Annotated in this window: 22 protein-coding genes; 11 read left to right on the plus strand and 11 right to left on the minus strand. The window is 65.0% G+C overall.

Translation table 11 applies throughout. The features are described from left to right. The first annotated feature begins 96 nt into the window (after positions 1-96). Entirely contained in the window at positions 97-498 is a 402-nt protein-coding gene (locus AC1ECK_RS11050) for a gamma-glutamylcyclotransferase family protein (RefSeq protein WP_480318859.1), read from the plus strand. A gap of 190 nt (positions 499-688) precedes the next feature. Here AC1ECK_RS11050 and aceB read toward each other — a convergent pair whose 3' ends face one another. Together aceB and AC1ECK_RS11060 are read right to left on the minus strand one after the other, a co-directional pair. Next, positions 689-2,290: a malate synthase A gene (aceB, locus tag AC1ECK_RS11055; RefSeq protein WP_480318861.1), complete on the minus strand. Its 1,602-nt coding sequence runs from the start codon at positions 2,288-2,290 to the stop codon at positions 689-691. Between the two features lie 155 nt (positions 2,291-2,445). Next, positions 2,446-3,234: a haloacid dehalogenase type II gene (locus tag AC1ECK_RS11060; protein WP_480318863.1), complete on the minus strand. Its 789-nt coding sequence runs from the start codon at positions 3,232-3,234 to the stop codon at positions 2,446-2,448. Between the two features lie 171 nt (positions 3,235-3,405). Between AC1ECK_RS11060 and AC1ECK_RS11065 the strand changes: the two genes are divergently transcribed. Both AC1ECK_RS11065 and AC1ECK_RS11070 read left to right on the plus strand, forming a co-directional pair. Beyond that, positions 3,406-4,308 carry a LysR family transcriptional regulator gene (locus tag AC1ECK_RS11065; protein ID WP_480318865.1) on the plus strand — a complete coding sequence of 301 codons (903 nt, stop codon included), beginning with the start codon at positions 3,406-3,408 and terminating at the stop codon, positions 4,306-4,308. Between the two features lie 233 nt (positions 4,309-4,541). After that, on the plus strand, positions 4,542-4,976 hold the full coding sequence (locus AC1ECK_RS11070; RefSeq protein WP_480318867.1) for a universal stress protein: 435 nt from the start codon (positions 4,542-4,544) through the stop codon (positions 4,974-4,976). Between the two features lie 325 nt (positions 4,977-5,301). Here AC1ECK_RS11070 and aceA read toward each other — a convergent pair whose 3' ends face one another. The 3 genes from aceA to AC1ECK_RS11085 form a co-directional block, all read right to left on the minus strand. Continuing rightward, positions 5,302-6,609, minus strand: a complete 1,308-nt coding sequence (aceA, locus tag AC1ECK_RS11075) for an isocitrate lyase (RefSeq protein ID WP_480318869.1) — start codon at positions 6,607-6,609, stop codon at positions 5,302-5,304. A gap of 375 nt (positions 6,610-6,984) precedes the next feature. Continuing rightward, entirely contained in the window at positions 6,985-8,574 is a 1,590-nt protein-coding gene (locus AC1ECK_RS11080) for a DEAD/DEAH box helicase (RefSeq protein WP_480318871.1), read from the minus strand. A 416-nt stretch (positions 8,575-8,990) separates the two neighbouring features. Next, positions 8,991-9,260 carry an acyl-CoA-binding protein gene (locus AC1ECK_RS11085; RefSeq protein ID WP_074299679.1) on the minus strand — a complete coding sequence of 90 codons (270 nt, stop codon included), beginning with the start codon at positions 9,258-9,260 and terminating at the stop codon, positions 8,991-8,993. A gap of 181 nt (positions 9,261-9,441) precedes the next feature. Here AC1ECK_RS11085 and tsaB point away from each other — a divergent pair, with 181 nt between their 5' ends. Genes tsaB through AC1ECK_RS11105 form a run of 4 tightly spaced genes read left to right on the plus strand, consistent with a single transcriptional unit; the run spans position 9,442 to position 12,779 of the window. Next, the gene (gene tsaB, locus AC1ECK_RS11090) at positions 9,442-10,266 is read left to right on the plus strand and encodes a tRNA (adenosine(37)-N6)-threonylcarbamoyltransferase complex dimerization subunit type 1 TsaB (protein WP_480318873.1); all 825 of its coding nucleotides are present in this window, start codon (positions 9,442-9,444) and stop codon (positions 10,264-10,266) included. Beyond that, positions 10,263-10,757: a ribosomal protein S18-alanine N-acetyltransferase gene (gene rimI, locus AC1ECK_RS11095; RefSeq protein ID WP_480318876.1), complete on the plus strand. Its 495-nt coding sequence runs from the start codon at positions 10,263-10,265 to the stop codon at positions 10,755-10,757. The genes tsaB and rimI overlap by 4 nt, the downstream gene beginning before the upstream one ends. Then, on the plus strand, positions 10,744-11,802 hold the full coding sequence (locus tag AC1ECK_RS11100; RefSeq protein ID WP_480318878.1) for a uracil-DNA glycosylase: 1,059 nt from the start codon (positions 10,744-10,746) through the stop codon (positions 11,800-11,802). The genes rimI and AC1ECK_RS11100 overlap by 14 nt, the downstream gene beginning before the upstream one ends. Further along, positions 11,802-12,779 (plus strand): DUF1853 family protein, encoded by a 978-nt coding sequence (locus AC1ECK_RS11105; protein ID WP_480318880.1) that lies wholly within the window; start codon positions 11,802-11,804, stop codon positions 12,777-12,779. The genes AC1ECK_RS11100 and AC1ECK_RS11105 overlap by 1 nt, the downstream gene beginning before the upstream one ends. Positions 12,780-12,921: 142 nt before the next feature. Here AC1ECK_RS11105 and thiD read toward each other — a convergent pair whose 3' ends face one another. Both thiD and lplT read right to left on the minus strand, forming a co-directional pair. Next, the gene (gene thiD / locus AC1ECK_RS11110; RefSeq protein WP_480318882.1) at positions 12,922-13,728 is read right to left on the minus strand and encodes a bifunctional hydroxymethylpyrimidine kinase/phosphomethylpyrimidine kinase; all 807 of its coding nucleotides are present in this window, start codon (positions 13,726-13,728) and stop codon (positions 12,922-12,924) included. Between the two features lie 131 nt (positions 13,729-13,859). Continuing rightward, a complete protein-coding gene (lplT, locus tag AC1ECK_RS11115) occupies positions 13,860-15,167 on the minus strand; it encodes a lysophospholipid transporter LplT (protein WP_480318884.1) in 1,308 nt (435 codons plus the stop codon). Positions 15,168-15,385: 218 nt separating this feature from the next. Here lplT and alr point away from each other — a divergent pair, with 218 nt between their 5' ends. The 3 genes from alr to AC1ECK_RS11130 all read left to right on the plus strand — a co-directional run bounded on the left by alr (position 15,386) and on the right by AC1ECK_RS11130 (position 18,337). Next, the gene (gene alr, locus AC1ECK_RS11120) at positions 15,386-16,456 is read left to right on the plus strand and encodes an alanine racemase (RefSeq protein WP_480318886.1); all 1,071 of its coding nucleotides are present in this window, start codon (positions 15,386-15,388) and stop codon (positions 16,454-16,456) included. 98 nt (positions 16,457-16,554) lie between these two features. Then, positions 16,555-17,931 carry a DNA repair protein RadA gene (gene radA / locus AC1ECK_RS11125; protein ID WP_480318888.1) on the plus strand — a complete coding sequence of 459 codons (1,377 nt, stop codon included), beginning with the start codon at positions 16,555-16,557 and terminating at the stop codon, positions 17,929-17,931. Positions 17,932-18,073: 142 nt separating this feature from the next. Then, positions 18,074-18,337 carry a DUF2866 domain-containing protein gene (locus AC1ECK_RS11130; protein ID WP_480318890.1) on the plus strand — a complete coding sequence of 88 codons (264 nt, stop codon included), beginning with the start codon at positions 18,074-18,076 and terminating at the stop codon, positions 18,335-18,337. 144 nt (positions 18,338-18,481) lie between these two features. On the opposite strand, the gene AC1ECK_RS11135 is transcribed toward AC1ECK_RS11130, so the two are convergent. Continuing rightward, the gene (locus tag AC1ECK_RS11135; protein ID WP_480319443.1) at positions 18,482-19,579 is read right to left on the minus strand and encodes a CaiB/BaiF CoA transferase family protein; all 1,098 of its coding nucleotides are present in this window, start codon (positions 19,577-19,579) and stop codon (positions 18,482-18,484) included. 77 nt (positions 19,580-19,656) lie between these two features. After that, positions 19,657-21,603, minus strand: a complete 1,947-nt coding sequence (gene abc-f / locus AC1ECK_RS11140; protein ID WP_480318892.1) for a ribosomal protection-like ABC-F family protein — start codon at positions 21,601-21,603, stop codon at positions 19,657-19,659. Between the two features lie 183 nt (positions 21,604-21,786). On the opposite strand from abc-f, the gene AC1ECK_RS11145 reads away from it, so the two are divergent. Next, entirely contained in the window at positions 21,787-22,266 is a 480-nt protein-coding gene (locus AC1ECK_RS11145; protein WP_480318894.1) for a glutathione peroxidase, read from the plus strand. Between the two features lie 94 nt (positions 22,267-22,360). On the opposite strand, the gene cls is transcribed toward AC1ECK_RS11145, so the two are convergent. Beyond that, positions 22,361-23,800, minus strand: a complete 1,440-nt coding sequence (gene cls, locus AC1ECK_RS11150) for a cardiolipin synthase (protein WP_480318896.1) — start codon at positions 23,798-23,800, stop codon at positions 22,361-22,363. A gap of 157 nt (positions 23,801-23,957) precedes the next feature. Next, positions 23,958-24,842, minus strand: coding sequence for a 50S ribosomal protein L3 N(5)-glutamine methyltransferase (prmB, locus tag AC1ECK_RS11155; RefSeq protein ID WP_480318898.1), 885 nt, complete (start codon positions 24,840-24,842; stop codon positions 23,958-23,960). Positions 24,843-24,848: the final 6 nt, after the last annotated feature.

Genomic DNA, 24,848 nt, shown 5'->3' on the forward strand with positions numbered 1-24,848 from the left:
ATCGATTGCTGCGGGGCATAATGCACATCCGGTTCGTTTCGTCGAAACAGCCGGGTCACGGAACCCGTATTGATCCAAGAGAGAGGACTCACCACGATGCAGAAGGTTTTCGTGTACGGCACGCTCCGGGCCGGCGAGATCAACGATATTAGCGAGGCCGCTGCGCGGCACGACATCGCCGAACCGACGTTGCTCGGCACGACCACCGTGCGTGGCCGTCTGTTCGACTTCGGCGCTTATCCCGGGCTGGTGCTCGACGAGGCGGGGCCGCCGGTGCACGGCGACGTCTATGAAATCGATCCGGGTCTGATCGCCGTACTCGATGAAATCGAGGAGATCTATCCCGGGGTCGAGGGCCTGTTCGTGGCGCGCGAGGTCACGGTCGAAGTGGACGGCGCCCCGATGGCATGCCGTTTCTATCCGGTCACGAAAAACGCGGTGAAGGGCTTGCCCGAGATTCATTGTGGCGACTGGGTTGCGCATCGCCGTTCGCGGTAACTGGCGCGCCGTGCGCCGTCCGTAAAAAAACGGCCCGGCAAGCCTGAGCCTGCTGGGCCGTCCGGTCGGTCAGCCTTGCGATCGGCCCGCCGCACCACCGCGCCGCCGCATCGCGCAGCGGCGTAGCAACGTCAGTGGCGCCGGAAACCGTGTCCGGCGGCCGAGGCGCAGCGCGTCATGAGCGCCTGCCTCAGATTTCCTCGTACAAAGGCAGCGTCAGGAAATCGGTGAACTGCTCCGAGGTCGACATGTCGACGAAGATTTCCGCGGCGCGGTCGTACGGTTTCGTGTCGCCGCCGACCGCCTGCTTCACCTTGTCCAGTTCCTGCTTCGACAGTTCGCGCACCAACTCCGCCGTGACCTTGCGGCCGTCGTCGAGCGCGCCCTTCGGCGAGCGGATCCACTGCCAGACCTGCGAGCGCGAGATTTCCGCGGTGGCGGCGTCTTCCATCAGGTTGTGGATAGGCACGCAGCCATTGCCCGCGAGCCACGAACCGAGGTAGTGAATCCCGACGTTGATGTTGTTGCGCAGACCGGCTTCCGTAATCGGCGCTTGCGGGCGGAAGTCGAGCAGATCGCTGGCCGCGACTTCCACGTCGCTGCGCTGCTTGCCGATCTGGTTCGGCTGCTCGCCCAGTACCTTGACGAACTCTTCCATGGCGATCGGCACCAGGCCCGGGTGCGCGACCCAGCCGCCGTCGTAACCGTCGCCCGCGTCGCGCGCCTTGTCCGAGCGCACGCCGCCCATGGCGCGGTCGTTGGCAGCCGGGTCGTTCCTGATCGGGATCAGCGCGCTCATGCCGCCGATCGCCGGCGCGTTGCGGCGATGGCAGGTCTTCAGCAACAGCAGCGCATAGGCGCGCATGAACGGCGCGGTCATCGTGATCTGCGCGCGGTCGGCGAGGCAGAAGTCGCGGTCGGCCTTGAACTTCTTGATGGCCGAGAAAATGTAGTCCCAACGGCCGGCATTCAGGCCCGAGCTATGTTCGCGCAGTTCGTACAGGATCTCGTCCATTTCGAACGCGGCGAGGATCGTTTCGATCAGCACTGTCGCGCGGATCGTGCCGCGCGGCACGCCGACCGCTTCCTGGGCGGCCACGAAGATGTCGTTCCACAAGCGCGCTTCGAGATGGCTCTCCATCTTCGGCAGATAGAAGTAGGGGCCCGAGCCGCGAGCGACCAGCTCCTTGGCGTTGTGGAACAGGAACAGCGCGAAGTCGAAGATGCCGCCCGAGACGCGCTGGCCGTCCACGCTCACATGCTTTTCGTCGAGGTGCCAGCCGCGCGGACGCACGATCAGCGTGGCGACCTTGTCGTTCAACTGGTACGTCTTGCCGTTCTGTTCCAGCGCGATCGTGCGGCGCACCGCGTCCCGCAGATTGATATGGCCGCTGATCTGGTTGTGCCAGCTCGGCGCGTTCGAATCTTCGAAGTCCGTCATGTACGAATCCGCGCCCGAGTTGAGCGCGTTGATGATCATCTTGCGCTCGACCGGTCCGGTGATTTCCACGCGGCGGCATTGCAGATCCTGCGGCAGCGGCGCGATCTTCCAGTCGCCTTCGCGGATGCTCTTCGTCTCGACGAGGAAGTCGGGACGCTCGCCGGCATCGAGCCGCTTCGCGCGCTCGACGCGCGCTTTCAGCAGCGCCTGGCGACGCGGCTCGAACGTGCGATGCAGGGCCGCGACGAGTTCGAGCGCTTCGCGGGTGAGGATTGCTTCATAGCCCGGCAGGATCTCAGCCGTGATTTCCATGCCCTGCGGCAACTGCGACGATGAAAGCGGGTGCGCCATGGTTTCTCCTTGGTCGGTCAGATTGCAAAGATGCGGATCGTCAAATGCGGTTTAAGTGCGCGGTTTAACTGCGGTTCAGGTGTGGCTCGACTGCGCCAGGTGGCGCGGTCGTTGCCTCGTACTGCCTTGCGTGCGTCCGTCGGGGGGCGCTGCCGTCATGCGCCATGGCTGTGGCTTGTGCGGCTGCGGCTCCCGTCGGGCGCGGCGAGCGCTTGCAGAAACACGAGCAGCTCGTTCATGCTGCCGCCCGTGCCGTGTGGCGTGACGCCCAGCTCTTCAGCGGGAGCGCCTTGCCGGTTGAGCCAGAAGGTCGTGTAGCCGAACCAGGTCGCGCCGGCGGCGTCCCAGCCGTTCGACGAGACGAAGACGATTTCTCCCGGCTGCGCGCCGAAGGCTTGCGTGCCGAGCGCGTAGGCGGCGGGCGCCGGTTTGTAGGCGCGCACGGTGTCGACGGAGAGCACGTGATCGAACAGGCCGCACATGCCGGCGCTTTTCACGGCGATGTCGAGCATCTGCGGGTTGCCGTTGGAGAGAATGGCGAGGCCGGGTGGCGCTTTCTGGCTGCCCGACGCACCGGAAACGCCGCGCTGGTCATGCAACTGGCGCAGCGCGGGCACGGCATCGGGGAAGGCGGACAGGCACGCGTATTCGTCCATCAGGCGCTTTTCCGCCGCGCGATTGAGCGTGACGCCGAGCTTGTGCGCGGCGAAGCGCAGCGCGTCGAGCGTGATGTTCCAGAACGGCTGGTAGTGCGCGCCTGCCGGGTCGGCCAGCGTGCGCAACTGCGTATATTCGATTTGCTTTTGCCGCCACAACTGCGAGAGCGCATCGCCGTGGCCGGGGAACATCTGCTCCGCCGCAGCGACGACCGAGTGCACGTCGAAGAGCGTGCCGTAGGCGTCGAAAATCACTGCTTTAGGGGAGAGTGTCGTTGTGGCCGACATTGCCGTGCGCTCCAGTTAGAGGTCGAGATGAATTGTATTAGTGAAGTTCGGCGCGCAAAAAGAGGCTAAACATCACTTGATCTTTTACTTTCATCCACCTAATCTGGCGCTCATTCCCACTTTTGGGGCGCTTCGGTGTTGTTGCCCGCTACGCCGGGCCCCAGCCAGCTCATGGACCGTTTCAAGCAGATCGAAACCTTCGTCACCGTCGCGGCCAAGGGCAGCCTGTCGGCGGCGGCGCAGGCCGAGGGCGTGGCGCCGGCCATCATCGGCCGCCGCATCGACGCGCTCGAAGAGCGCCTGGGCGTCAAGCTGCTGGTGCGCACCACCCGCAAGATCACGCTGACCTTCGAAGGCTCGGCCTTTCTCGAAGACTGCCAGCGCATCATCCACGACATGCAGAACGCCGAGGCGAGCGTCTCGGCGGGCGGCGTCAAGGCGAGCGGCCACCTGCGCGTGTCGGCGCCGGCCGGTTTCGGCCGCCGGCACGTCGCGCCGCTGGTGCCGGCGTTTACCGTCGCGCACCCGGATGTCTCGATCACGCTCGATCTGTCCGACCGGCTGGTGGACCTGGTCAACGAAGGCTTCGACTGTGCAGTGCGGCTCGGCGAGTTGCCGGACTCCTCGCTGGTGTCGCTCAGACTGGGTGAGAACCGCCGCGTCTGCGTCGCTTCTCCTGCCTATCTGACGCGCCGCGGCGCGCCGCAAAGCCTCGCCGATCTGACCCATCACAATTGCCTCGCGCTCGGCGCCGGCGCCAACCAGCAGCGCGGCTGGATGTTCCAGCAGGACGGCAAGGTCGTCTCGATCAAGGTGTCCGGCACGATGGAATGCTCGGACGGCGCGGTGCTGCACGAGTGGTGTCTCGATGGTTATGGCCTCGCGTGGCGCTCGTGGTGGGAAGTGGGCTCGGATATCGCCGCCGGCCGCCTCGTCAGCGTGCTCGATGAGTTTGCCGCGCCGCCGATCGGCATTCATGCCGTGTTTCCGCAGCGTCGCCATTTGCCGCTGCGCGTGCGGCTGTTTCTGGATTTTCTTAAACATACCTACGGCCATCCCGGCTATTGGGGATGAGGCTCCAAAGCGAGGCGCAGCAAGGCTCCCGCGCGGGTTTCCGATATGCGGACAGACCCGCAGGCCGGCGTTGCGGAGATTTAGGCGCACTACAATCGATTTGGGCGGCCCATTTTCTGTACGGCCCATGTTCGGTCCGGCCGCACCCTGAAGACCTGCTCGCCGGCTGCTGACGCAGCGCCGCCTGAGTTGCCGCATGAGCGGGTCCAGCCGCAGTCGACGACGGAGGCACCATGTTCAAGCACATCCTGGTTCCGACCGATGGTTCAGACTTGTCACGCAAGGCGATCGAAGGCGCCATCGATCTCGCCCAGGCGGTCGGCGCGGACGTCACCGCGTATGCCTGCTTGCCGCAATATCCCTATTCGCCGTTTTCCGAAGTGGTGATCGAGCCCCCGGGCGACTTTCTGGAGCGCAGCGAGCGCGAAGCGCGCATGCATCTGCAGGAGGTCGAGCGGGCCGGACGCAATGTCGGCGTGGCTGTGACGAGCCGGACCAGCGTGCATCCGTCGCCGTATCTCGGCATCATCGAGGCGGCCGAGAAGGGTGGCTGCGACGTGATCTTCATGGCCTCGCACGGGCGTCGCGGGCTCGGCAGCCTGCTGATCGGCAGCGAGACGCAACGCGTGCTCACGCATACGAAGATTCCGGTGATCGTGTATCGCTGAGGTGGCCGCGCAAGCGCGTATTACGCCTGCGTCAAGCGCGCCTCGGGCGCCTTTGGAGCGCGCAGCGACAAAAAAAGCGCCGGCGGTAAGGCCGGCGCGTGCTTGCGTCAGGGCACGGTGCGCTGTGCCGTATCTTTCCTCTCAGATTCCAGTCCGCCCGGGCCTGTCCTGGGACCTTGCCTGGGACCTCGTGAGTCCCGGCTTGCTGGTCCTCTCCGGCTGACTGTCTCCCCCTGATTGCGGCCCTCTGGCGGGGCCGCTTTCCGTCTGTCGGTTGTCCGATTCGCCTAGGCGTTTCGGGCTGTTCGCTGTCTTGAAGCGCGGCTCACGCCACCTTCTTGTCGAAGAACTGTTCGTCTTCCGTCGAGCCGTGCAATGCGGTCGTCGACGCTTCGCGTTCGACCGTTTGCGTGACGGCGTCGAAGTAGCCGGTGCCGACTTCGCGCTGGTGTTTCACGGCGGTGAAGCCCTTTTCCGCCGCGGCGAACTCGGCCTGCTGCATTTCGACGAAGGCGCTCATCTGCGTGCGGGCATAGCCGTGCGCGAGGTTGAACATCGAGTAGTTCAGCGCATGGAAGCCGGCCAGCGTGATGAACTGGAACTTGTAGCCCATCGCACCGAGTTCCTTCTGGAACTTGGCGATCGTCGCATCGTCGAGGTTCTTCTTCCAGTTGAACGACGGCGAGCAGTTGTACGACAGCAGCTTGCCCGGGAATTCCTTATGGATCGCCTCGGCGAATTTCTTCGCGAACTCGAGGTCCGGCTTGCCGGTTTCGCACCAGATCATGTCGGCGTACGGCGCGTAGGCGAGGCCGCGCGAGATGGCCTGTTCGATCCCCGGCTTCGTGCGGTAGAAGCCTTCCACGGTGCGCTCGCCGGTCAGGAACGGCTTGTCGTTGTCGTCGATGTCCGAGGTCACGAGGTCGGCCGCTTCCGCATCGGTGCGGGCGAGCAGGACGGTCGGCGTGCCGGAGACGTCGGCTGCCAGACGCGCCGCGGTCAGCTTGGCGATGTTTTCGCGGGTCGGCACGAGCACCTTGCCGCCCATGTGGCCGCACTTCTTGACCGAAGCGAGCTGGTCTTCGAAGTGCACGCCTGCCGCGCCCGCTTCGATCATCGCCTTCATCAGTTCGAATGCGTTCAGCACGCCGCCGAAACCGGCTTCCGCGTCGGCCACGATCGGCGCGAAGAAGTCGACGTAGCCTTCGTCGCCCGGGTTCTTGCCTTCGGACCACTGGATCTGGTCGGCCCGCGTGAGCGTATTGTTGATGCGCTTCACCACGAGCGGCACCGAGTTGGCCGGATACAGCGACTGGTCCGGATACATTTCGCCGGCGACGTTGGCGTCGCCCGCCACCTGCCAGCCCGACAGATAGATCGCCTTCAGGCCGGCCTTGACCTGCTGCATGGCCTGGTTGCCGGTCAGCGCGCCGAGTGCGTTGACGAAGGGCTCGCTATGGATGCTGTCCCACAGCTTTTCCGCACCGCGCTTCGCGAGCGTGTGCTCCACCGGCACCGAGCCGCGCAGGCGCACCACGTCATCGGCGGTGTAGGTGCGCTTGATGCCTTTCCAGCGCGGATCGGTTTCCCATTGTTGCTGGAGTGCTTGTGCTTGCTGTTGGCGTGACGTCATGGTGTGCTCCTTGGATTGCCTGAAAAATGGATCAGTGAACGCTGTCTTCTGCGAAGCGAGTGCCCGAGGGCGTTTCGTTTCGTGAAGTCTTATATAAGAGTCTAGGCAAAACAGGATGCGCGCAATAGACGCAGGGCAAGCTTTATATGAGATTTTTTATCTTTTTAAATCATGCGCTTGTGATCGTTGTTCCGCATTGAGAAATGCAATTTTCCCTACTGCAATAACCTCCGTTGTGCCACGCAACACAATTTTTTACGAGGCAAAAAAATTTTCCACATTGTGAAATATAGGTGGGGACGAAAAAAAACCGGCGCATGAGCACCGGTTTCTTCTGGGGTTTGGGTGGCTCAGGGCCGCCCAACGCCTTGCTTTTTAGCTGCCGCGACGCGCCGTACGCGGACCGTCGCTGCGGCGTGCGCCGTAGCCGCCGTCGCGCGAGCCGCCGTAGCCTTCACGCGAGCCGCCTCCAGCCGACTTGCCGGCCCAGCCGCCGCCATTGCCGCCGCTGCGAGCGCCGCCGCCGTTACCAGCCTGCTTGCCGCCCGTACCGCTGCCGCTGCCGAAACGACGGCCGCCGCCGTTGCCGCCGCCCGGACGGCCACGGCCGCCAAAGCCAGGACGGCCGTTACCCGACGGAGCCGACTTGCGCGGCTCGAAGCCTTCGACGACGTTGACCGGCAGCGGGGTGCGCACGAAACGCTCGATGCGCTTCAACGCGCCTTGCTCGGCGTGATGCACGAGGCTCACCGCGACACCCGAGCGGCCAGCACGGCCGGTACGGCCGATACGGTGCACATAGTCTTCAGCGAACTTCGGCAGGTCGTAGTTGAACACGTGCGTAATGCCCGGGATGTCGATACCGCGAGCCGCGACGTCCGTTGCCACCAGCACGCGCACACGGCGCTCGCGCAGGGCGCGGATCGTGCGGTTACGCGCACCTTGCGGCAGGTCGCCGTGCAGGGCGGCCGATTCGAAGCCGGCGTCGGCAAGACGCCCAGCCAACTGGTCGGCGTCCATCTTGGTTGCCGTGAACACGATAGCCTGGTCGAGGCCGGCGTCGCGCAGCAGGTGGTCGAGCAGACGATCCTTGTGATCGCGGTCGTCCACGTAGTGAACGGTTTGCGCGATATTGGTGCGCTGCTCCATGCGCTGGACGATTTCGATACGCTCCGGATCCTTCAGCAGGCGGCTCGTCAGCGAACCGATCTTGCCGTCGAGCGTGGCCGAGAACAGCATGGTTTGACGCGTAGCCGGCGTAGCCGCAACGATGGTCTCGATGTCGTCGATGAAGCCCATGTCGAGCATGCGGTCAGCTTCGTCGAGCACGAGGATCTGCAGTTGCGACAGGTCGATGCGGCCGCGTTCGAGGTGGTCGATCAGACGACCCGGCGTGGCAACCAGGATTTCCGGGTTCTTCGCGAGCAGCATCAATTGCTGGCCGTAAGCGACGCCGCCAAGAATGCTGACGGTGCGCAGGCGCTTGAGGTGCTTGCCGTAGGTGGCGGCCGCGGTGGTGACCTGCATGGCGAGTTCGCGGGTCGGCGTCAGAACCAGCATGGTCGGACGGGCGACCGGTTGCGGGCGGCGCGTGCGGGCGCCGTCAGCCGGGCGCGGCTCGCGCGGTTGGCTGGCTTGCGCCTTTTGCAGTTGCGAGAAACGCTCGATGGCGGGCAGCATGAACGCGGCGGTCTTGCCCGAACCGGTCGGGCTCGAGACCAGCAGGTCGCGGCCGGCGATGCCGGCGGGGATGGCGCGTTGCTGAACCGGAGTCGGAGTCTGGTAGCCAGCGGCGGTCAGGGCGGAGACGACATCCGGGGACAGACCGAGCGACGCGAACGACGGGCCGGCCGGTGCGGCGGTTTCCGCGGCGACGGCTGCCGCTTGTGCGGGAGCGTCGGCGAGACCGAGGGCCTGGTCGGCGATGGCGTTCAACGGGCTGCTGGGGGTATTGCTCGAAGTCATGAGAATCCTTGAAACGATCCTGGGTGATGCACGGAATAAATACGTCGGCGCCAATCGGCATACCCAAGTCGTCGGATTCAGCGAGCAAAGAAGCAGCGAGCAAATCGAAAAACGGGGGCAGCTCGCGGCAGTTAAGGCGAGCTTTTCGTTAGAAGCTGTATCGGTTGCGACATGCCAACACGGCGTGCCGCCAGCCTGGTACATGATCGCCCGTAGGGGGCTAGGCAGGAGGGGACAGGTTCTAAACTGGATTGGAGCTAAACGCTACGAGGCGCTGCGCCGCAAAGGCCGCTAGAAGAAAGCCGGGCAAAGCAGTAAAGCGCAGGCAGCATTGTATAGGGTTTTGCTGCACCGCGCCACATTTAAGACACTTCAGTGAAGGAAAGTACTGTTTCGTTTGATCCTGCGATCATTCCTTAAGCCGAGGCGCCGCTTTTCAGCGATTCGACCAGTTCGACGTACTGCTGCTTGGCGGCGTCCTGCGCGGTGCCTTTCAGCGCTGCCCAGGCGTCGTACTTGTATTTGCCGACGATGTCGGTGAAGCCCGGCTTGTCGCCGTGCACGTCGCCCTTGGTGGCCTGCTTGTAAAGTGCGTAGAGGCGCAGCAGTGTCAGGTTGCCCGGGCGTTCCGGCAGTTGTTGCACTTCTTCGTGGGCTTTCGCGAATTGTGCGTCGACGTCGCTCATGTTTTTCTCCGTGGCGAATTCAAGATAGGCTGACGATCATATCAAGCGGCATCGCCGGTTGGTTCGAACCAGGCCCGAACGTTCATTCCAAACGCCGAGCGGCGCGTGCGACCCCCGGCCCGCGGCGCTGCATGCACGCTGCGTGCCCGGGAAGGCGGGGCGTCGCATTACAATAGCGGTCATGACCCGAACTGTGCTGCTTGCCCTCGATACGTCGACCGAATTCTGCTCGGTCGCGCTTCTGTCCGCCGCTGTCGATGCGACGCTTGACCCTGCCTTGGCACCGCGCAACTGGGTGCGCCATGAAGCGACCGGCGCGGTGTCCAGCACGCGCCTGTTGCCGGCGATCCGTGAACTGTTCGACGAAGCCGACCTTGCGCTGGCCGACTGCGACGCGATTGCCTTCGGCGCGGGCCCGGGCTCGTTCACGGGGTTGCGTACCGCGACCGGCGTTGCGCAGGGGCTCGCCTTTGGTCTGAATTGCCCGGTGGTGCCGATCAGCACCTTGCTTGCCTGTGCCGAGAGCGCGCGTTTGCGCGATCCATCGGTCAAACGCGTGCTGGCCGCGCTCGACGCCCGCATGGATGAGGTGTATTGGGCCGATTACGCGTGGGATGACGCAGAGGGCGAGTGGCGCACCATCCAGTCCGCGTCGCTCGATGCGCCGGACCGGCTCAGCTTGCCTGACGTGCCGTTTACGCTGGCAGGCAATGCCGCCGCCGCGTTCGGCGCGCGCCTCGTGGTGAGCACGGTGGCACGGACCATCGACGGCGAGGCGCTGCCACATGCGCTGCCGCTCGCCTTCGCGGCGTTGCGGGCGCTGCGTGCGGGACGCACCGTGCCGGCCGAGCGGGCCGCGCCGGAGTACGTGCGCGACAAGGTGGCTCAAACCACGGCGGAGCGGCTGGCTGAGAAGGCCGGGAAGGCTGAGAAGGCCGCCGGCGAGGCGCGCGCGGCTTCACAGGCTGCTCCTCACGCCGCGCCCCAGGGCGAGGGCGGACGATGAGCGGCGTGTTGCTGGCGGACCGTTACATGTCGCCGATGACCGAAGGCGATCTGGACGAAGTCGCCGTCATCGAAAAGGCGGCGTACGAGTTTCCGTGGAGCCGCGGCAATTTCGAAGATTCGCTGCGCAACGGCTACTTCGGCATCTGCCTGCGCCACGTCACCGGCGCCTTGATCGGCTATTGCGTGCTGATGCCGGTCGTCGACGAGATGCATCTGCTCAATCTGTGCGTGGCGCCTGTCGCGCAGGGCGCGGGCGCCGGGCTGTCGCTGTTGCGCGAAGCGGTGCGCATCACGCGCAACGAAAAGCTTGAAGGACTGCTGCTCGAAGTGCGGCCGTCGAACCACCGGGCCATCCGGCTTTATGAACGCTTCGGCTTTGCTTCGATCGGCCGTCGCAAGAACTACTATCCGGCGCGTCATCGCAGCCGGGAGGACGCCATCGTGATGCGTTTTTCGTTTGCCAGGGAGGGCGCAGATGGCGCTGCATGAATCCGCACTGGAAGAGCTTGGCCTCGCGCCGATGTGGGTACGCCGGGGAATGGGGCAGGCGAGTGCCGTGCCTGCTGCTCGCGCCGGGGATATCAGCGTGGCTGAGCCGCGCAGTGCTGAGCCGCGTGAAGTGGGGCTGGCGGGTCGAGCGGACCAGCCGGGTGGCGACGGCCGGGAGCACGCCCCAGCAGCAGTTCCGGGTGCGCCCGTCGCACGCCCCGTGCAGCCGGCCGCTCAGCCAGTCGCTCAATCAGTTGCTCAGCAAGCCGTGCCGTTAGCCGATCAGTCAGCCGCTCAGGTGGTTGCTCAATCAGCCGCTCAATCAGCCGCGATGGCGTCCCCGACCCGCGTCGAGCCCGCTTCGCCTGCAGCCCCGCCCGACGACGATTTCGCCTGGTTCGACGAGCTCCCGGCCCATCCGCCGGCCGCAGCGCACATGGCGCCGGCCGGGCGCGCCGAGCCAGCCATCCAGACCCTCGACTGGGATGCGCTCGCCGAACGTGTCGCTGGTTGCGAACGCTGCCGCCTGTGCGAGAAGCGCACCAAGACGGTATTCGGCGTCGGCGACCGCAATGCCGACTGGATGCTGATCGGCGAAGCGCCGGGCGAGAACGAAGATCGCCAGGGCGAACCGTTTGTCGGCCAGGCCGGCAAGCTGCTCGACAACATGCTGCGTTCGTTGACGCTCGCGCGCGGCACCAACGTCTACATCGCCAACGTCATCAAGTGCCGGCCGCCCGGCAACCGCAATCCCGAGCCCGACGAGGTGGCGCGCTGTGAACCCTATCTGCAGCGCCAGGTCGAGCTCGTCAAGCCGAAGCTGATTATCGCGCTCGGCCGCTTCGCCGCGCAGAGCCTGTTGAAGACCGACGCCAGCATTTCGTCGTTGCGCGGCCGCGTGCACCAGTACGAGGGGGTGCCCGTGATCGTCACGTATCACCCGGCTTATCTGCTGCGCAGCCTGCCCGACAAGGCCAAGGCCTGGACCGACCTGTGCCTTGCCCGCGATACCTGGCTGAAGGCAGCCGGCACGCCGGCCAACTGATGAACGCCCCCCGGCCGGCCCTGCTCCCGGCCGCTGTGCCCCCGGCACAGTGGGATGCGCTGCGCGAACCCGCGGTGCGCGATCTGGCTTGGCTCCTGTTCAGCGCGGATCTGTTGCGTGCGCAACCACCGGTGGGGATGCTCGCCAGCGCATTCGAAACGTCGGATGAGCTGGCTGCCACGATCGATTGGCTGCTCGCTCTCGATGCCGACGCGAGCGCACTGCGGAGCGACATCGCTGCGGCCCGCGTCACGCGTCTGGGCCGTTACGCGGAGTGTCTGCTCGCGTGGTTCCTGCAGCATGGACCGACCGCGCGCCTGATCGCGGCGAACGTGCCGCTGCGGCGCGCCGGTCTCACCTTGGGCGAGTGCGATTTTCTGGTGCAGACGCGAGCAGGGCGGCGTCTGCATTGGGAACTGGCCGTCAAATGCTATCTGCACGCGGGGGATGGCAGGGCGCAACTGTCGGACTACGTGGGCCCCAATCTGCAGGACCGCTTCGATCTGAAGCTCGCGCACTTGCTCGATCATCAGTTGCCGCTCAGCGGGCGCGAGGAGTTCGCCACGCTCGGGCACACGGGGCCGTGGGAGCCGCAGATGTTCATCAAGGGCTGGCTGTTCTACCCGCAGGGCGAGGCGAGCAGCGCTCCCGTGGAAATCGATCCCGCGCATGCGCGCGGCTGGTGGACGACGCGCACGGACTGGCCGGCTTTCGCTGCTGAGCATGCGCAGGCGTGGCGGGTTTTGCCGCGTCTCGAATGGCTGGCGCCGCGGCGGCATGAGCAGGGGATGGCCGAGGCTGAAGGCATCGCGTTTGTCGATGTGGCCACACTCAGTGAGCGGGTCGCGCATCAGAACGGTCCGACCATGGTGGCGGCGTTCCATATCGACGATGCGGGGCGCTGGGTCGAGCGCTCACGCGGCTTTATCGTGCCGGACGACTGGCCGCAGAAGGCGCAGGCGTTCGCGCGGCAGTGACGCTCCGGCGGTACTGCAGGCGGGGGACAAGCTGGCCCTTGCCGGCGGCGCGTCAGGCCTCAAATACGAACACGATACGAACGCACCGAACCAAGGCGCCGAACCGGCAGACACAAACCCGGTTCCCCGATCCCAACCCGTCTCACCACCAGCGATAAAAATGATGCACCGGTCCGACGCCCTTGCCGACGTCGAGTTGGTCGCTCGCTTCGAGCGCCCCGGTTAGATACGCCTTCGCATCCGCGACCGCGCTTGCGAGGTCGGCGCGTTGCGGAATCAGCGCCGCGATCGACGATGACAGCGTGCAGCCCGTGCCATGCGTGTTCTTCACCGGCACGCGCGGCGCGCCGAGGCGTAGCGTGCCGCTGTCCTGCACCAGCCAGTCGGGGCTGTCGGCGGCCGCGAGATGGCCGCCTTTCATCAGCACAGCGCGCGCGCCGAGTGCGCGCAACGCTTCACCCTGTTCGATCATGCCCGCTTCGTCGGTTGCGGCAGGCAGCCCCAGCAACGCAGCCGCCTCCGGCAGATTCGGCGTCAGCAGACCGGCGAGCGGCAGCAGTTCGTCGCGCACCACGGCCACCGCGTCGGGCAGCAGCAGCGCGTGGTTGCTCTTGGAGATCATCACGGTGTCGAGCACCACGTGCTTCGGCTGATAACGCCGCAGCGCCGCGGCCACGACCCGCGCGATCTGCGCGTTGGCCAGCATGCCGATCTTCACCGCGTCGATGCGGATATCGTCGAATACCGCGTCGAGTTGCGCGGCGACAAACGCCGGGTCCGGCGTATGGATCGCCGTCACGCCGCGCGTGTTCTGCGCCGTCAGCGCCGTAATCACGCTTGCGCCATAGGCGCCGAGCGCCGAAAAGGCTTTGAGGTCGGCCTGAATGCCGGCACCGCCCCCGGAGTCGGAGCCGGCGATCGTCAGGACGTTGGGAATCGGTTGAGTCATGGCAAGGCTGGAAAGGGACGGCCGCAGGTGCGGCACTTGTCTTCGCTGCGTAAGGTGCTCCCGGCGCGGTCGTTCAACGCAGCAATGCGGCACAAACACGGCACAACGACGCGGAGCAACGCCGCGCGGCGTCAATGCTTCATTTCGCCGATCAGCGCGACCGAATCGAACGCGCGCTGGTTCGCCTGGTGACGCCGCATCACAAACCACATCATCACGCAGACAAAGGTGCCGAACAGCACGATCACCGCCGACACCGGTACGTCGAGCCATACCAGCACCGCGTACAGGCACAGCATCACGAGCACCGAGAGGTTTTCGTTGAAATTCTGCACGGCGATCGAGTGGCCGGCCGACAGCAGCACATGGCCCCGATGCTGCAGCAGCGCGTTCATCGGTACGACGAAAAAGCCCGACAGGCCGCCCACGACCATCAGGAAGATATACGCGAGGATCAGATAGCCGGGCACATGCATGCGGCCGAAGTACACGCCCCAATGCGCAGGGAACAGGTCGCGGGTATAGAAGGCCATCATCATCACGGCGATGCCCATCATGATGCCGACCGGCAGCACCGAAAGCGACTTCTTGAGCGGCACGCGCGAGGCCGCGATGATGGCGCCGGCGGCCACCCCGACGGCCACCACGGCCTGCAGGATCGCGCCTTCGGAGAGCGACATGCCGAGCGAGACTTCCGCCCACTTCAGCACGATGAACTGCAGCGTGGCGCCTGCGCCCCAGAACAGCGTCGTGACGGCGAGCGAAATCTGGCCGAGCTTGTCGTGCCACAGCACCTGGAAGCAGTCGGCGAAATCGGTGATGAGCTTGATCGGGCCGCGTTCCTGTTTCGGATAGCGCGCGCCGGTGTCGGGAATCCGCAGGTTGAACAGCGCAGCGATCACGTAGATGGCCATGATGACCAGCATCGCGGCTTCGGCCGGCGTGTTGACGGTCGGAATATGGTGCTTGAGGATGTGCGAGGCGATATGCGGGCTGATCAGCGCGCCGCCCAATACCGTGCCGAGAATGATCGAGCCGACCGTGGTGCCTTCGATCCAGCCGTTCGCGGCGACCAGCCGGTCAGGCGGCAGCAGTTCGGTCAGAATGCCGTATTTGGCGGGCGAGTAGGCCGCGGCCCCGAAGCCGACGATGCCGTACGCAATCAGCGGATGCGCGCCGACCAGCATCGTGAAGCAGCCGACCACCTTGATGGTGTTGGTGACGAACATCACGTGCCCCTTCGGGCGCGAGTCGGCGAAGGCGCCGACGAAAGCAGCAAGGACGACGTACGACAGCACAAAGAACAGCTTGAGCAGCGGCGTCATCCAGTTTGGGGCGTGAAGATCTTTCAGCAGTGCAATAGCAGCGATCAGAAGCGCATTGTCGGCCAGCGATGAAAAAAACTGCGCGGCCATGATGGTGTAAAAACCTTTTTTCATCTGATGCGATGCTGTCCTCGCTGCGGTCTGTCCGCCCCGGCCGTGTGCAAGGCGTCCGGGCTTATTCCGTTCGAAATGGGTTGTGCGCACGGCTTTATATCATGAAAATAGGTGAATTCGGACTAGCAGAATCCTTGATCGCACCGCCCAGCGGGCTCCTGAGCACTGAAAACGCACTGTAAGCTCCTGATTCGCAAGCGTCTTTACGAAAATTTCCCATGCCGCGCCCCCTCTCAGCCACGATCCACACCGCTGCACTCGCCAACAACCTTGCCGTCGTCCGCCGCTACGCGCCAAATTCGAAAATCTGGGCGGTTGTCAAGGCCAACGCTTATGGGCACGGTCTCGCGAGAGCCTTTCCAGGTTTGCGCGCGACCGACGGCTTTGGATTGCTCGACCTCGAAGAGGCCGTTAAGTTGCGTGAATTGGGCTGGGCCGGGCCAATCCTGTTGCTCGAGGGCTTTTTTCGCCCCACCGATATCGATGTGATCGACCGCTACAGCCTGAGCACCGCGCTGCACTCGGACGAACAGTTGCGCATGCTGGAAATGGCGCGTCTGTCGAAGCCCGTCAATATCCAGTTGAAGATGAACAGCGGCATGAATCGCCTCGGTTACACGCCCGAGCGTTTCCGGGCGGCGTGGGAGCGGGCCCGTGCATGCCAGGGCGTGGGTCAGATCACGCTGATGACGCATTTCTCTGATGCTGACAGCGAGCGCGGCGTCGCTTATCAGATGGAGGCGTTCGAACGCGGTGCGCAGGGCATCGCGGGAGCGCGTAGCCTCGCCAACTCGGCGGCTACGCTATGGCATCCGTCGTCGCATTTCGACTGGGTGCGCCCAGGCATCATTCTGTATGGCGCGTCGCCGTCCGGGGTCACGAGAGCCATCGAGGGCACCGGCCTGCAGCCGGCCATGACGCTGGCGTCCGAACTGATCGCGGTGCAGAACGTCCCCGAGGGGCAAACCGTGGGCTACGGCTCGATCTTCAAGGCGCGCAGCGCGATGCGCATCGGCGTGGTGGCGTGCGGCTATGCGGACGGCTATCCGCGCGTCGCGCCGGAAGGCACGCCGGTGATCGTCGATGGGGTGCGCACGCGCGTCGTCGGCCGGGTGTCGATGGATATGCTCACGGTGGACCTGACGCCGTGTCCGGCGGCTAACGTCGGTTCGCGCGTCGAACTGTGGGGCAATGCGCTGCCGATCGACGACGTCGCTCAGGCCTGCGGCACGATCGGCTACGAGCTGATGTGCGCGGTGGCGCCGCGCGTGCAGGTGCGCGCGGAATAGGCGGCGCTGCAAGCGGCTCCGGTACAAACGGATCTCTCGGCAGACCGCTTCGACAACACTCAACTAACTAGATAGACAAACAGGCAAGGCAAGGGCGCGTGGCTAAACAGAAGACGATGTACACCTGCACCGAATGTGGCGGGCAGGCGCCCAAGTGGCAGGGCCAATGCCCGGCATGCAATGCGTGGAACACGCTGGTCGAGACGGTGGCCGAAGCGCCTTCCGCGCACCGCTTTCAGTCGCTCGCCAAGAGCGCGCCGGTGCAGCGCCTCGCGGACATCGAGGCATCGGACGTGCCGCGTTTTTCAACCGGCGTCGGCGAATTCGACCGGGTGTTGGGCGGCGGTCTGGTGCCGGGCGGGGTGGTGCTGATCGGCGGCGATCCGGGCATCGGCAAATCGACGCTGCTGCTGCAGTCGCTCGCGGAAATCGCTCACGACCGGCGCGCGCTCTATATCAGCGGCGAAGAATCGGCAGCGCAGATTGCGCTGCGCGCGCAACGGCTGTCGCTGCTCGATCCCGGCTCGAAAGCGAGCGAACTCAGGCTGCTCGCCGAAATCCAGCTCGAAAAAATCCAGGCGACGATCGAAAGCGAACGGCCCGAGGTGGCGGTGATCGATTCGATCCAGACCGTCTATTCCGAGGCGCTGACCTCGGCGCCCGGCTCGGTCGCGCAGGTGCGCGAATGCGCGGCGCAGCTCACGCGCATCGCCAAGCAGTCGGGCACGGCCATCATCATGGTCGGCCACGTGACCAAGGAAGGCAATCTGGCCGGCCCGCGCGTGCTCGAGCACATCGTCGATACGGTGCTGTACTTCGAAGGCGACACGCACTCGTCGTTCCGGCTGGTGCGGGCGTTCAAGAACCGCTTCGGCGCGGTCAACGAACTCGGCGTGTTCGCCATGACCGAGCGCGGCCTGCGCGGCGTGGCGAACCCGTCGGCGCTGTTTCTCTCGCAGCATGAGCAGATCGTGCCGGGCTCGTGCGTGCTGGTCACCCAGGAAGGCTCGCGGCCGTTGCTCGTGGAAGTGCAGGCGCTGGTCGATGCGGCCAATGTGCCGAATCCGCGCCGGCTTGCGGTGGGGCTGGAACAGAACCGTCTGGCGATGCTGCTCGCCGTGCTGCACCGGCACGCCGGGATTGCCTGCTTCGACCAGGATGTGTTTCTGAATGCGGTGGGCGGTGTCAAGATTACCGAGCCGGCCGCCGACCTTGCGGTGCTGCTGGCGATCCATTCGTCGATGCGTAACAAACCGTTGCCCAAGGGCCTGATCGTGTTCGGCGAAGTGGGGCTGGCGGGCGAGATCCGCCCGTCGCCACGCGGCCAGGACCGGCTCAAGGAAGCCGCCAAGCTGGGCTTCTCGATTGCGCTGATTCCCAAGGCGAATGCGCCGAAGCAGCCGATCGACGGCTTACAGGTTATTGCCGTCGACCGGCTCGAACAGGCCATCGACAGGATTCGCACGCTAGAGTAGGCGTTGCCCGCGCGGCATTTTTTGCAGCAGGCGCTGCGTAATGCTCCGTAAATAACCGGGTCAAGGCTGTAACCAACGCAACACGCGTATTCCCTAAGCTGGGCGGATCTGCCATCCCTCTCAAGCGGAAAAGGATCGCGCCTTGAAACAGTCTTGTGAAACCGTGACCGAGCGTCCCATGCTGGTGCGCGGCTGCCGCGTCTCCGCGCCCATCCGTCAGCCTTGGGGCGGTGCGTGCCGGATCGTCGAATGGATTGACACAACCGGCCAGATTTCGCGCCGCGTGGTTGCTGAAAACGCTACGCCGGATGAAGTGCGCGCGACCATCGACCGGCACGTCGAAGGCCGCAAATACATGCTGTACGACGATGAGCGTGCGCCTCGGCAGACTTTGCCGCGGCGGTAAGCGGGCTGCAGGGGGTAGGAGGCAGGAGGCGGCGCAATGTCTGACGCGTGCGCTGCGTGCCCCTAGGGTGTCTCAGGCGTGCCAGCAGCTCGTTTTTAGCGTGCCTTTGTGTGCCTTTACTTGCCTTGGCGCGCCTTTACGCCTTCAGCGAGGCCGTCCGGCCTCGTTATCATTGGGCGCTTGACTGGCCTCGTCAGGTACACCTTCATCTGCTTCTGCGCTCGCTTCGTCGGCCTCGGCATCCGGATTGAAAAGCGGATGCTGCGCGGCTTCTGCCGGCGTCAACACCGGCGAGACGCAGCAATCCAGCGGCTCAAGCAACCTTACCCAATCTTCCAGCGGTCGGCTGACGATCAGGCCGGCCATCTCCTGCATCAGCGCGAGCGCATCCGGGCCGCCGATAGCCTGCCCGACGCTCCAGTGCCGGAATGCCCATTCCGGGCGATCAAGCGCATGGCAAAGCGTCTCCCAGAACTTGAGTTCGAGCGCCGCGACCGCGAGCCAGCGGCCGTCCCGGGTGCGATACAGGTTGTAGCAAGGCACGCCGCCGTTGAGCAGGCCGCCGCCCGGCGGCGGCGCCGCGCCGTCGTTCGCGAGCGAGACCTGGGCGAGGAAATTGTTCGCATGGGTGACGTGCGACATCGAAATATCGACGAAGCGGCCGTTGCCGCCGCGCGCCACGTGCCACAGCGCCGCGAGAATCTGTGCGACCGCGCTCGCGGCGCCGCCGAGCAGGTCGGCAATCTGGAAGTTCGGCAGGATCGGTGCGCCGTCGCGGCTCGCCAGTTGCTCGAGGACGCCCGCGTAGCCGATGTAGTTCAGATCGTGGCCGGCCTGACTGGCGAACGGCCCAGTCGATCCATAGCCGGTGATCGCGCAGTAGACGAGCTTGGGATTGAGCGCGCTCAGGGTTTCGTAGCCGATGCCGAGGCGCTCCATCACACCCGGCCGGAAGCTCTCGATCAGCACGTCGGCTTCGCGCGCCAGCGCGCGCAGCACGGTGCGTCCTGCTTCGGACTTGAGGTCGAGACGCGTTTCGCGCTTGCCGCGGTTGACCATCCGGTAGAACGCGCCGGGGCGGCCGGCGACGCGGTCGCTCGAGGCCTGCAGCATCGTGCGGGTGGGGTCGCCGGCGCCGGGCGCTTCGATCTTCAGTACGTCCGCGCCCATTTCCGCGAGGCGCAGAGCCGCGACCGGGCCGGGCAACAGGCGCGTCAGGTCCAGTACGCGCAGGCCTTGCAATGCAGCGGGAGACGTCAATGCCAACCTCTCTCTTTAGAAAACGCCCGGCGATGCCGGTGCAGCCGCGTATCGCGCCGCTAGCCGATCTGTTCGAGTTCCTCGTGAGTATCGAGCCATTCGGCTTCGAGCGCTTCGAGGCGCGCATTCACATCCGCCTGACGCCGGATCGCTTCCGTCAGTTTGCTCTTCTGCTCCTGATCGTAACTCGCCGGATCGGCGACGAACGTATCCAGCGCCGCCTTTTCGGCGTTGAGCGCGTCCATTTCCTTTTCGATCTTGCCGATGCGGCTTTGCAGCGGCTTTTTCAGGTGCGATAGCTTCTGGCGCGTTTCGGCGTCCTGACGGCGCTGCTCCTTGCGGTTCGCCGCGCTGTCTTCGCTGTTGCCGCCATTGACGCCGACCGCGGCTCCGTTACCTGCCTTGAGTGCGGCGCGCTGTTCGGCGGCGTGCTGCAGCAGCCAGTCGCGGTAGTCGTCGAGATCGCCGTCGAACGGTTGCAGGCGGTGTTTCGCCACCAGCATGAATTGATCGGTGGTGGCGCGCAGCAGATGCCGGTCATGCGAGACGAGAATCAGCGTGCCTTCGAACTGGGCGAGCGCCATGGTGAGCGCATGGCGTGTTTCGAGATCCAGGTGGTTGGTCGGCTCGTCGAGCAGCAGGAGGTTCGGCTTTTGCCAGATGACCAGCGCGAGCGCGAGACGGGCTTTCTCGCCGCCGGAAAACGGTTCGATCGCGGCGGTGGCCATTTCCCCGGAGAAGTTGAAGCCGCCGAGGTAATCGCGCAGTTCCTGCTCGCGGGTATCGGGTGCAAGCCGTGCCAGATGTTGCAGCGCCGAGTCCTGCGGGCGCAGCGTTTCGAGCTGATGCTGCGCGAAGTAGCCGATGCGCAGTCCCTTGCCTTCGCGCACGCCGCCGCCGAGCGCTTCGAGCGTGCCGGCGAGCGTCTTGATGAGCGTGGACTTACCCTGGCCGTTGGCGCCGAGCAGGCCGATACGCTGGCCGTTCTGGATGGACAGGTTGACGTGCTCGACGATCGGAATTTCGCCGCTTTCGTTGCGATAGCCGCAGCGCACGCCTTCCATCACCATCATGGGATTGGGCGCGGAGTCCGGCGTGCGGAACTCGAATGTGAACGGCGAGGCCGCATGCGCCGGCGCGATCAGCTCCATCTTTTCGAGCGCCTTCACCCGGCTTTGCGCCTGGCGCGCCTTGGTGGCCTGCGCCTTGAAGCGGTTGATGTAGCTCTGCAGATGCTCGACCGTGCGCCGCTGCTTCTCATACGCACTCTGCTGCAGGGCGATCTGCTGGGCACGCAGGATTTCGAACTGCGAATAATTGCCGCCGTAGCGCTTGATCTGCTGTTGCTCCAGATGCAGCGTCACGTTGCAGACCGAATCGAGAAATTCGCGGTCGTGCGAGATCACGATCAGCGTGCCCGGATAACGGTGCAGCCAGTCTTCGAGCCAGACGATCGCATCGAGGTCCAGGTGGTTGGTCGGCTCGTCGAGCAGCAGCAGGTCGGAGCGGCACATCAGCGCCTGGGCCAGATTCAGGCGCATGCGCCAGCCGCCGGAGAAGCTCGCCACCGGCAGGCGGGTTTGCTCGAGCGTGAAGCCGAGGCCGAGCAGCAGCGCTTCGGCGCGCGCCGGGGCGGTGTAGCCGTCAGCGTCGGCGAAGGCCGCGTGCGCCTCGCCTTCGGCGGCGCCGTCGTGCGCGGCCGATGCGGCGGCGATCCGCGCCTCGATGGCGCGCAAGGCGGCGTCGCCGTCCAGCGTATAGGCGAGCGCGGTCTTGTCGACGGCGGGGGTTTCCTGCGCCACGTGGGCGATCTGCCACGACGGCGGCATGGAGAAGTCGCCGGCGTCCGCATGCAGTTCGCCGAGCAGCACGGCAAACAGGGTCGACTTGCCCGCGCCGTTCGCCCCGACCAGCCCGGCTTTCTCGCCGGGATTCAGGGTGAAGGTGGTTTGTTCGAAGAGCGGCTTGGTGCCGCGCGCGAGGCTGAACTGGTTGAAGCGGATCACAAGGAAGAGGCCGGCTTGAGAAAAACGCTATTTTAGACCGGCCCACGCCCCGGCAGGGATCGGCCGTTCGGCCGACTGTGCTGGCCGGGCTTTTCGCTTAGACTGAGGTCTTTCGTTGGATATGTTGCAGGGGACAGGAGTAAGCGCTAAGGCGCTAACTCCAATCGACATACAAGAGGGTATATGACATCGATTTATTCGTTTTCGGCGCGCACCCTGGGTGGCGAAGAAGTCAGCTTGGAGCGCTATCAGGGCAAGGTGCTGCTGATCGTCAACACGGCGAGCGAATGCGGCTTCACGCCGCAATACGCCGGCCTGCAGACGCTGTACGAAACCTATGCAGGGCGTGACTTCGAGATTCTCGGTTTTCCCTGCAACCAGTTCGGCAAGCAGGAGCCGGGCGATGCGGCGCAGATCGGCAGTTTCTGCGAGAAGAATTACGGCGTGACCTTCCCGATGTTCGACAAGATCGACGTGAACGGCGCCAATGCCCATCCGCTGTACCGCTATCTGACCGGCGAGGCGCCGGGCCTGCTGGGACTCGAGGGCATCAAGTGGAATTTCACCAAGTTTCTGGTGGGCCGCGACGGCACGGTCGTCAAACGCTATGCACCGGTGACCAAACCCGAAGCGATCGCCGACGAGATCGAGAAGCTGCTGTAAGCGAACCTGGCCGGTTCTGCAGGTTTTGGGTGACGCACAGCCGAGTCCGGGGCGGCGGCCCCGGCAAGCATGCCGGCCGTTGCCAACGCTGCCGCTAAAGAATCGGCGCAAACAGCCTCGCGATATGCATGGTGACGCGCCTGAACGCAGGCGCCTGACGGTACTCGCTACGGTCGATCTCATAGGCTTCGGCAAAATCGCGCGTGAGCATCGCTTCGACCTCGGCCGCAAAGCCGCGGTCCACGGTCAGCACCATGATTTCGAAGTTCAGGCGAAACGAGCGGTTGTCGAGATTGGCGCTGCCGATTGCGGCAGCCACGCTGTCGATCAGCACCACCTTCTGATGCAGGAAGCCCGGCCGGTAGCGGAAGATCCGGATGCCCGCGCGCACCGAATCGTAGGCGTACAGCTTCGACGCTTCGAACACGACATAGTGGTCGCGCCGGCACGGAATCAGAATGCGTACGTCCACGCCGCGCAGAACCGCCAGCCGCAACGCCGAAAACACGGCTTCGTCCGGCACGAGATAGGGCGTGGTGATCCAGATCCGCTCGCGCGCCGCGTTGATTGCCTCGACGAAGAACAGCGAACAGGTTTCCTGCTTGTCGGCCGGACCGGTCGGCATGACGATGCAATGCATGCCCTGACCGGTCGGCTGGTACGGCGGCATCTCGAACGGCGGCAGTGTCTGGGTGGCCCAGTACCAGTCTTCGGTGAAGACGAACTGGATGCTGGCGACCACCGGACCGCGCACCTCGATATGCGTATCGCGCCATGGCGACAGCGGTGGCTTGGCGCCGAGGTATTCCACGCCGACGTTATGGCCGCCCACGAACGCCCGCTCGCCGTCCACCGAAACGATCTTGCGGTGATTGCGGAAGTTGAGCTGGAAACGGTTGACGAAGCGCCGGTTGGTGGCGAACGGGTGCACCTCCACGCCGCCTGCCCGCAGCCTCGCCACGTAACTATGCGGCAGGTCGAAGCTGCCGATGCTGTCGTACAGGAAATAGATGCGCACGCCTTGCGCGGCCTTGGCGAGCAGGGCGTCCCTGAGCATCTCGCCGAGCGCATCGTCGTGCACGATGAAGAACTGCACGATGATGTAGCTGCGCGCCTGATCGATGGCTTCGAGGATGGCGGCGAAGGTCGCTTCGCCGTTCACCAGCGTGCGCACCGTATTGCCGGGCAGGAAGGGCATCCCGCCCAGGTGCGTGAGCGAGCGTACGAGCCGGTGGCCAAGCTCTTCGGTCGGATGGCCGGCCGATGAGCCCTGTTCGTCCCAGGCGTGGGGATGCGCCTGGGTGCGCAGCGATTCGTTCTCGAGACGGCGTGCGTCGGCGTAGCCTGCGAACTTGCTGCGGCCGAGGAACAGATACGGCACCAGTGTCAGATAGGGCATCGCTACCAGCGAGACCGCCCATGCGATCGCGCCCTGGGAGGTCCGCGTGTTCAGAATGGCGTGGCACGCCGCGACTACGCCAAGCACATGGGCGAGAGCGACGAGCGGGGCGATGTGAAGCAAATCGAATTGCATAGGCGCGAGCGGTGTTCAATGCGCTTCCCGGCCATCCGGTATGAGGGCAGGGAAGTCGGTCGCGCTCATCTTACCGAACCCGTTCGCGTTGCGGTCGGGTTCGACGGATTTTGGTACTTGAGCCTGGCCAATCAGCCGAACTGACTAGCCCGGCAGATCAACCCGGCAGATCTGCCGCCTGGATCAGGAACACGTTGTCGTCGCCGGCGCTGGTCGACAGCCACACGAGGTCGAGCCCGCCGAACGCCGCTTCCACATTGGCGCGCTCGTTGCCGATTTCGACCACCAGCACGCCGTCGTCGGTCAGCCAGTTGCGCGCCTCTGCGATGATCCTGCGTACGATGTCCATGCCGTCCGCACCGCCGGCCAGCGCCATTTCCGGTTCATGCCGATACTCGGCCGGCAGCGAGGCCATCGAATCCGCATTGACGTACGGCGGATTGGTGATGATCACGTCGTAGCGGCGCTCGGGCAGCGGGGCGAACAGGTCGCCCTCGAACAGCGCAATCCGGTCGTCGAGCTTGTATTCGTCGACGTTGCGCGTTGCCACTTCGAGCGCCGGCTTCGACAGGTCCACCGCGTCGATGTCGGCATTCGGGAAGGCGTGCGCCGCGAGAATCGCGAGGCAGCCGGAACCGGTGCACAACTCCAGTACCGCGCCGACCTGCTCGGGATCTTCGACGTACGGTTGCAGGCCGTCCTGCAGCAGTTCGCCGATAAACGAGCGTGGCACGATCACGCGCTCGTCCACGTGGAAGCGGAAACCGTGCATCCACGCTTCCTGCGTGATGTAGGCCGCCGGCACGCGTTCGGTGGCGCGGCGCTCGATCACGCCCAGCACGGTGTCGATTTCCGCCGGGGTCAGCTTCGCATCGAGAAACGGCTCGAGCAGATCGAGCGGCAGATGCAGCGAGTGCAGCACGAGGTAAGCGGCTTCGTCGTAAGCGTTGGCCGAGACATGGCCGAACGACAGTTCGGCCTGGTTAAAGCGCGTCACTGCAAAACGCAGCAGGTCGCGGACGGTGGAAAACGGGAGCGTCATCGCAGG

Source organism: Paraburkholderia sp. SSBN10T, assembly GCF_056619545.1.

Excerpts from the sequence above, each read along its gene's own strand:
- AC1ECK_RS11050 (WP_480318859.1), top strand. The coding sequence starts at position 97 with ATGCAGAAGGTTTTCGTGTACGGCACGCTCCGGGCCGGCGAGATCAAC.
- aceB (WP_480318861.1), bottom strand. The coding sequence starts at position 2,290 with ATGGCGCACCCGCTTTCATCGTCGCAGTTGCCGCAGGGCATGGAAATC.
- AC1ECK_RS11060 (WP_480318863.1), bottom strand. The coding sequence starts at position 3,234 with ATGTCGGCCACAACGACACTCTCCCCTAAAGCAGTGATTTTCGACGCC.
- AC1ECK_RS11065 (WP_480318865.1), top strand. The coding sequence starts at position 3,406 with ATGGACCGTTTCAAGCAGATCGAAACCTTCGTCACCGTCGCGGCCAAG.
- AC1ECK_RS11070 (WP_480318867.1), top strand. The coding sequence starts at position 4,542 with ATGTTCAAGCACATCCTGGTTCCGACCGATGGTTCAGACTTGTCACGC.
- aceA (WP_480318869.1), bottom strand. The coding sequence starts at position 6,609 with ATGACGTCACGCCAACAGCAAGCACAAGCACTCCAGCAACAATGGGAA.
- AC1ECK_RS11080 (WP_480318871.1), bottom strand. The coding sequence starts at position 8,574 with ATGACTTCGAGCAATACCCCCAGCAGCCCGTTGAACGCCATCGCCGAC.
- AC1ECK_RS11085 (WP_074299679.1), bottom strand. The coding sequence starts at position 9,260 with ATGAGCGACGTCGACGCACAATTCGCGAAAGCCCACGAAGAAGTGCAA.
- tsaB (WP_480318873.1), top strand. The coding sequence starts at position 9,442 with ATGACCCGAACTGTGCTGCTTGCCCTCGATACGTCGACCGAATTCTGC.
- rimI (WP_480318876.1), top strand. The coding sequence starts at position 10,263 with ATGAGCGGCGTGTTGCTGGCGGACCGTTACATGTCGCCGATGACCGAA.
- AC1ECK_RS11100 (WP_480318878.1), top strand. The coding sequence starts at position 10,744 with ATGGCGCTGCATGAATCCGCACTGGAAGAGCTTGGCCTCGCGCCGATG.
- AC1ECK_RS11105 (WP_480318880.1), top strand. The coding sequence starts at position 11,802 with ATGAACGCCCCCCGGCCGGCCCTGCTCCCGGCCGCTGTGCCCCCGGCA.
- thiD (WP_480318882.1), bottom strand. The coding sequence starts at position 13,728 with ATGACTCAACCGATTCCCAACGTCCTGACGATCGCCGGCTCCGACTCC.
- lplT (WP_480318884.1), bottom strand. The coding sequence starts at position 15,167 with ATGAAAAAAGGTTTTTACACCATCATGGCCGCGCAGTTTTTTTCATCG.
- alr (WP_480318886.1), top strand. The coding sequence starts at position 15,386 with ATGCCGCGCCCCCTCTCAGCCACGATCCACACCGCTGCACTCGCCAAC.
- AC1ECK_RS11145 (WP_480318894.1), top strand. The coding sequence starts at position 21,787 with ATGACATCGATTTATTCGTTTTCGGCGCGCACCCTGGGTGGCGAAGAA.
- cls (WP_480318896.1), bottom strand. The coding sequence starts at position 23,800 with ATGCAATTCGATTTGCTTCACATCGCCCCGCTCGTCGCTCTCGCCCAT.
- prmB (WP_480318898.1), bottom strand. The coding sequence starts at position 24,842 with ATGACGCTCCCGTTTTCCACCGTCCGCGACCTGCTGCGTTTTGCAGTG.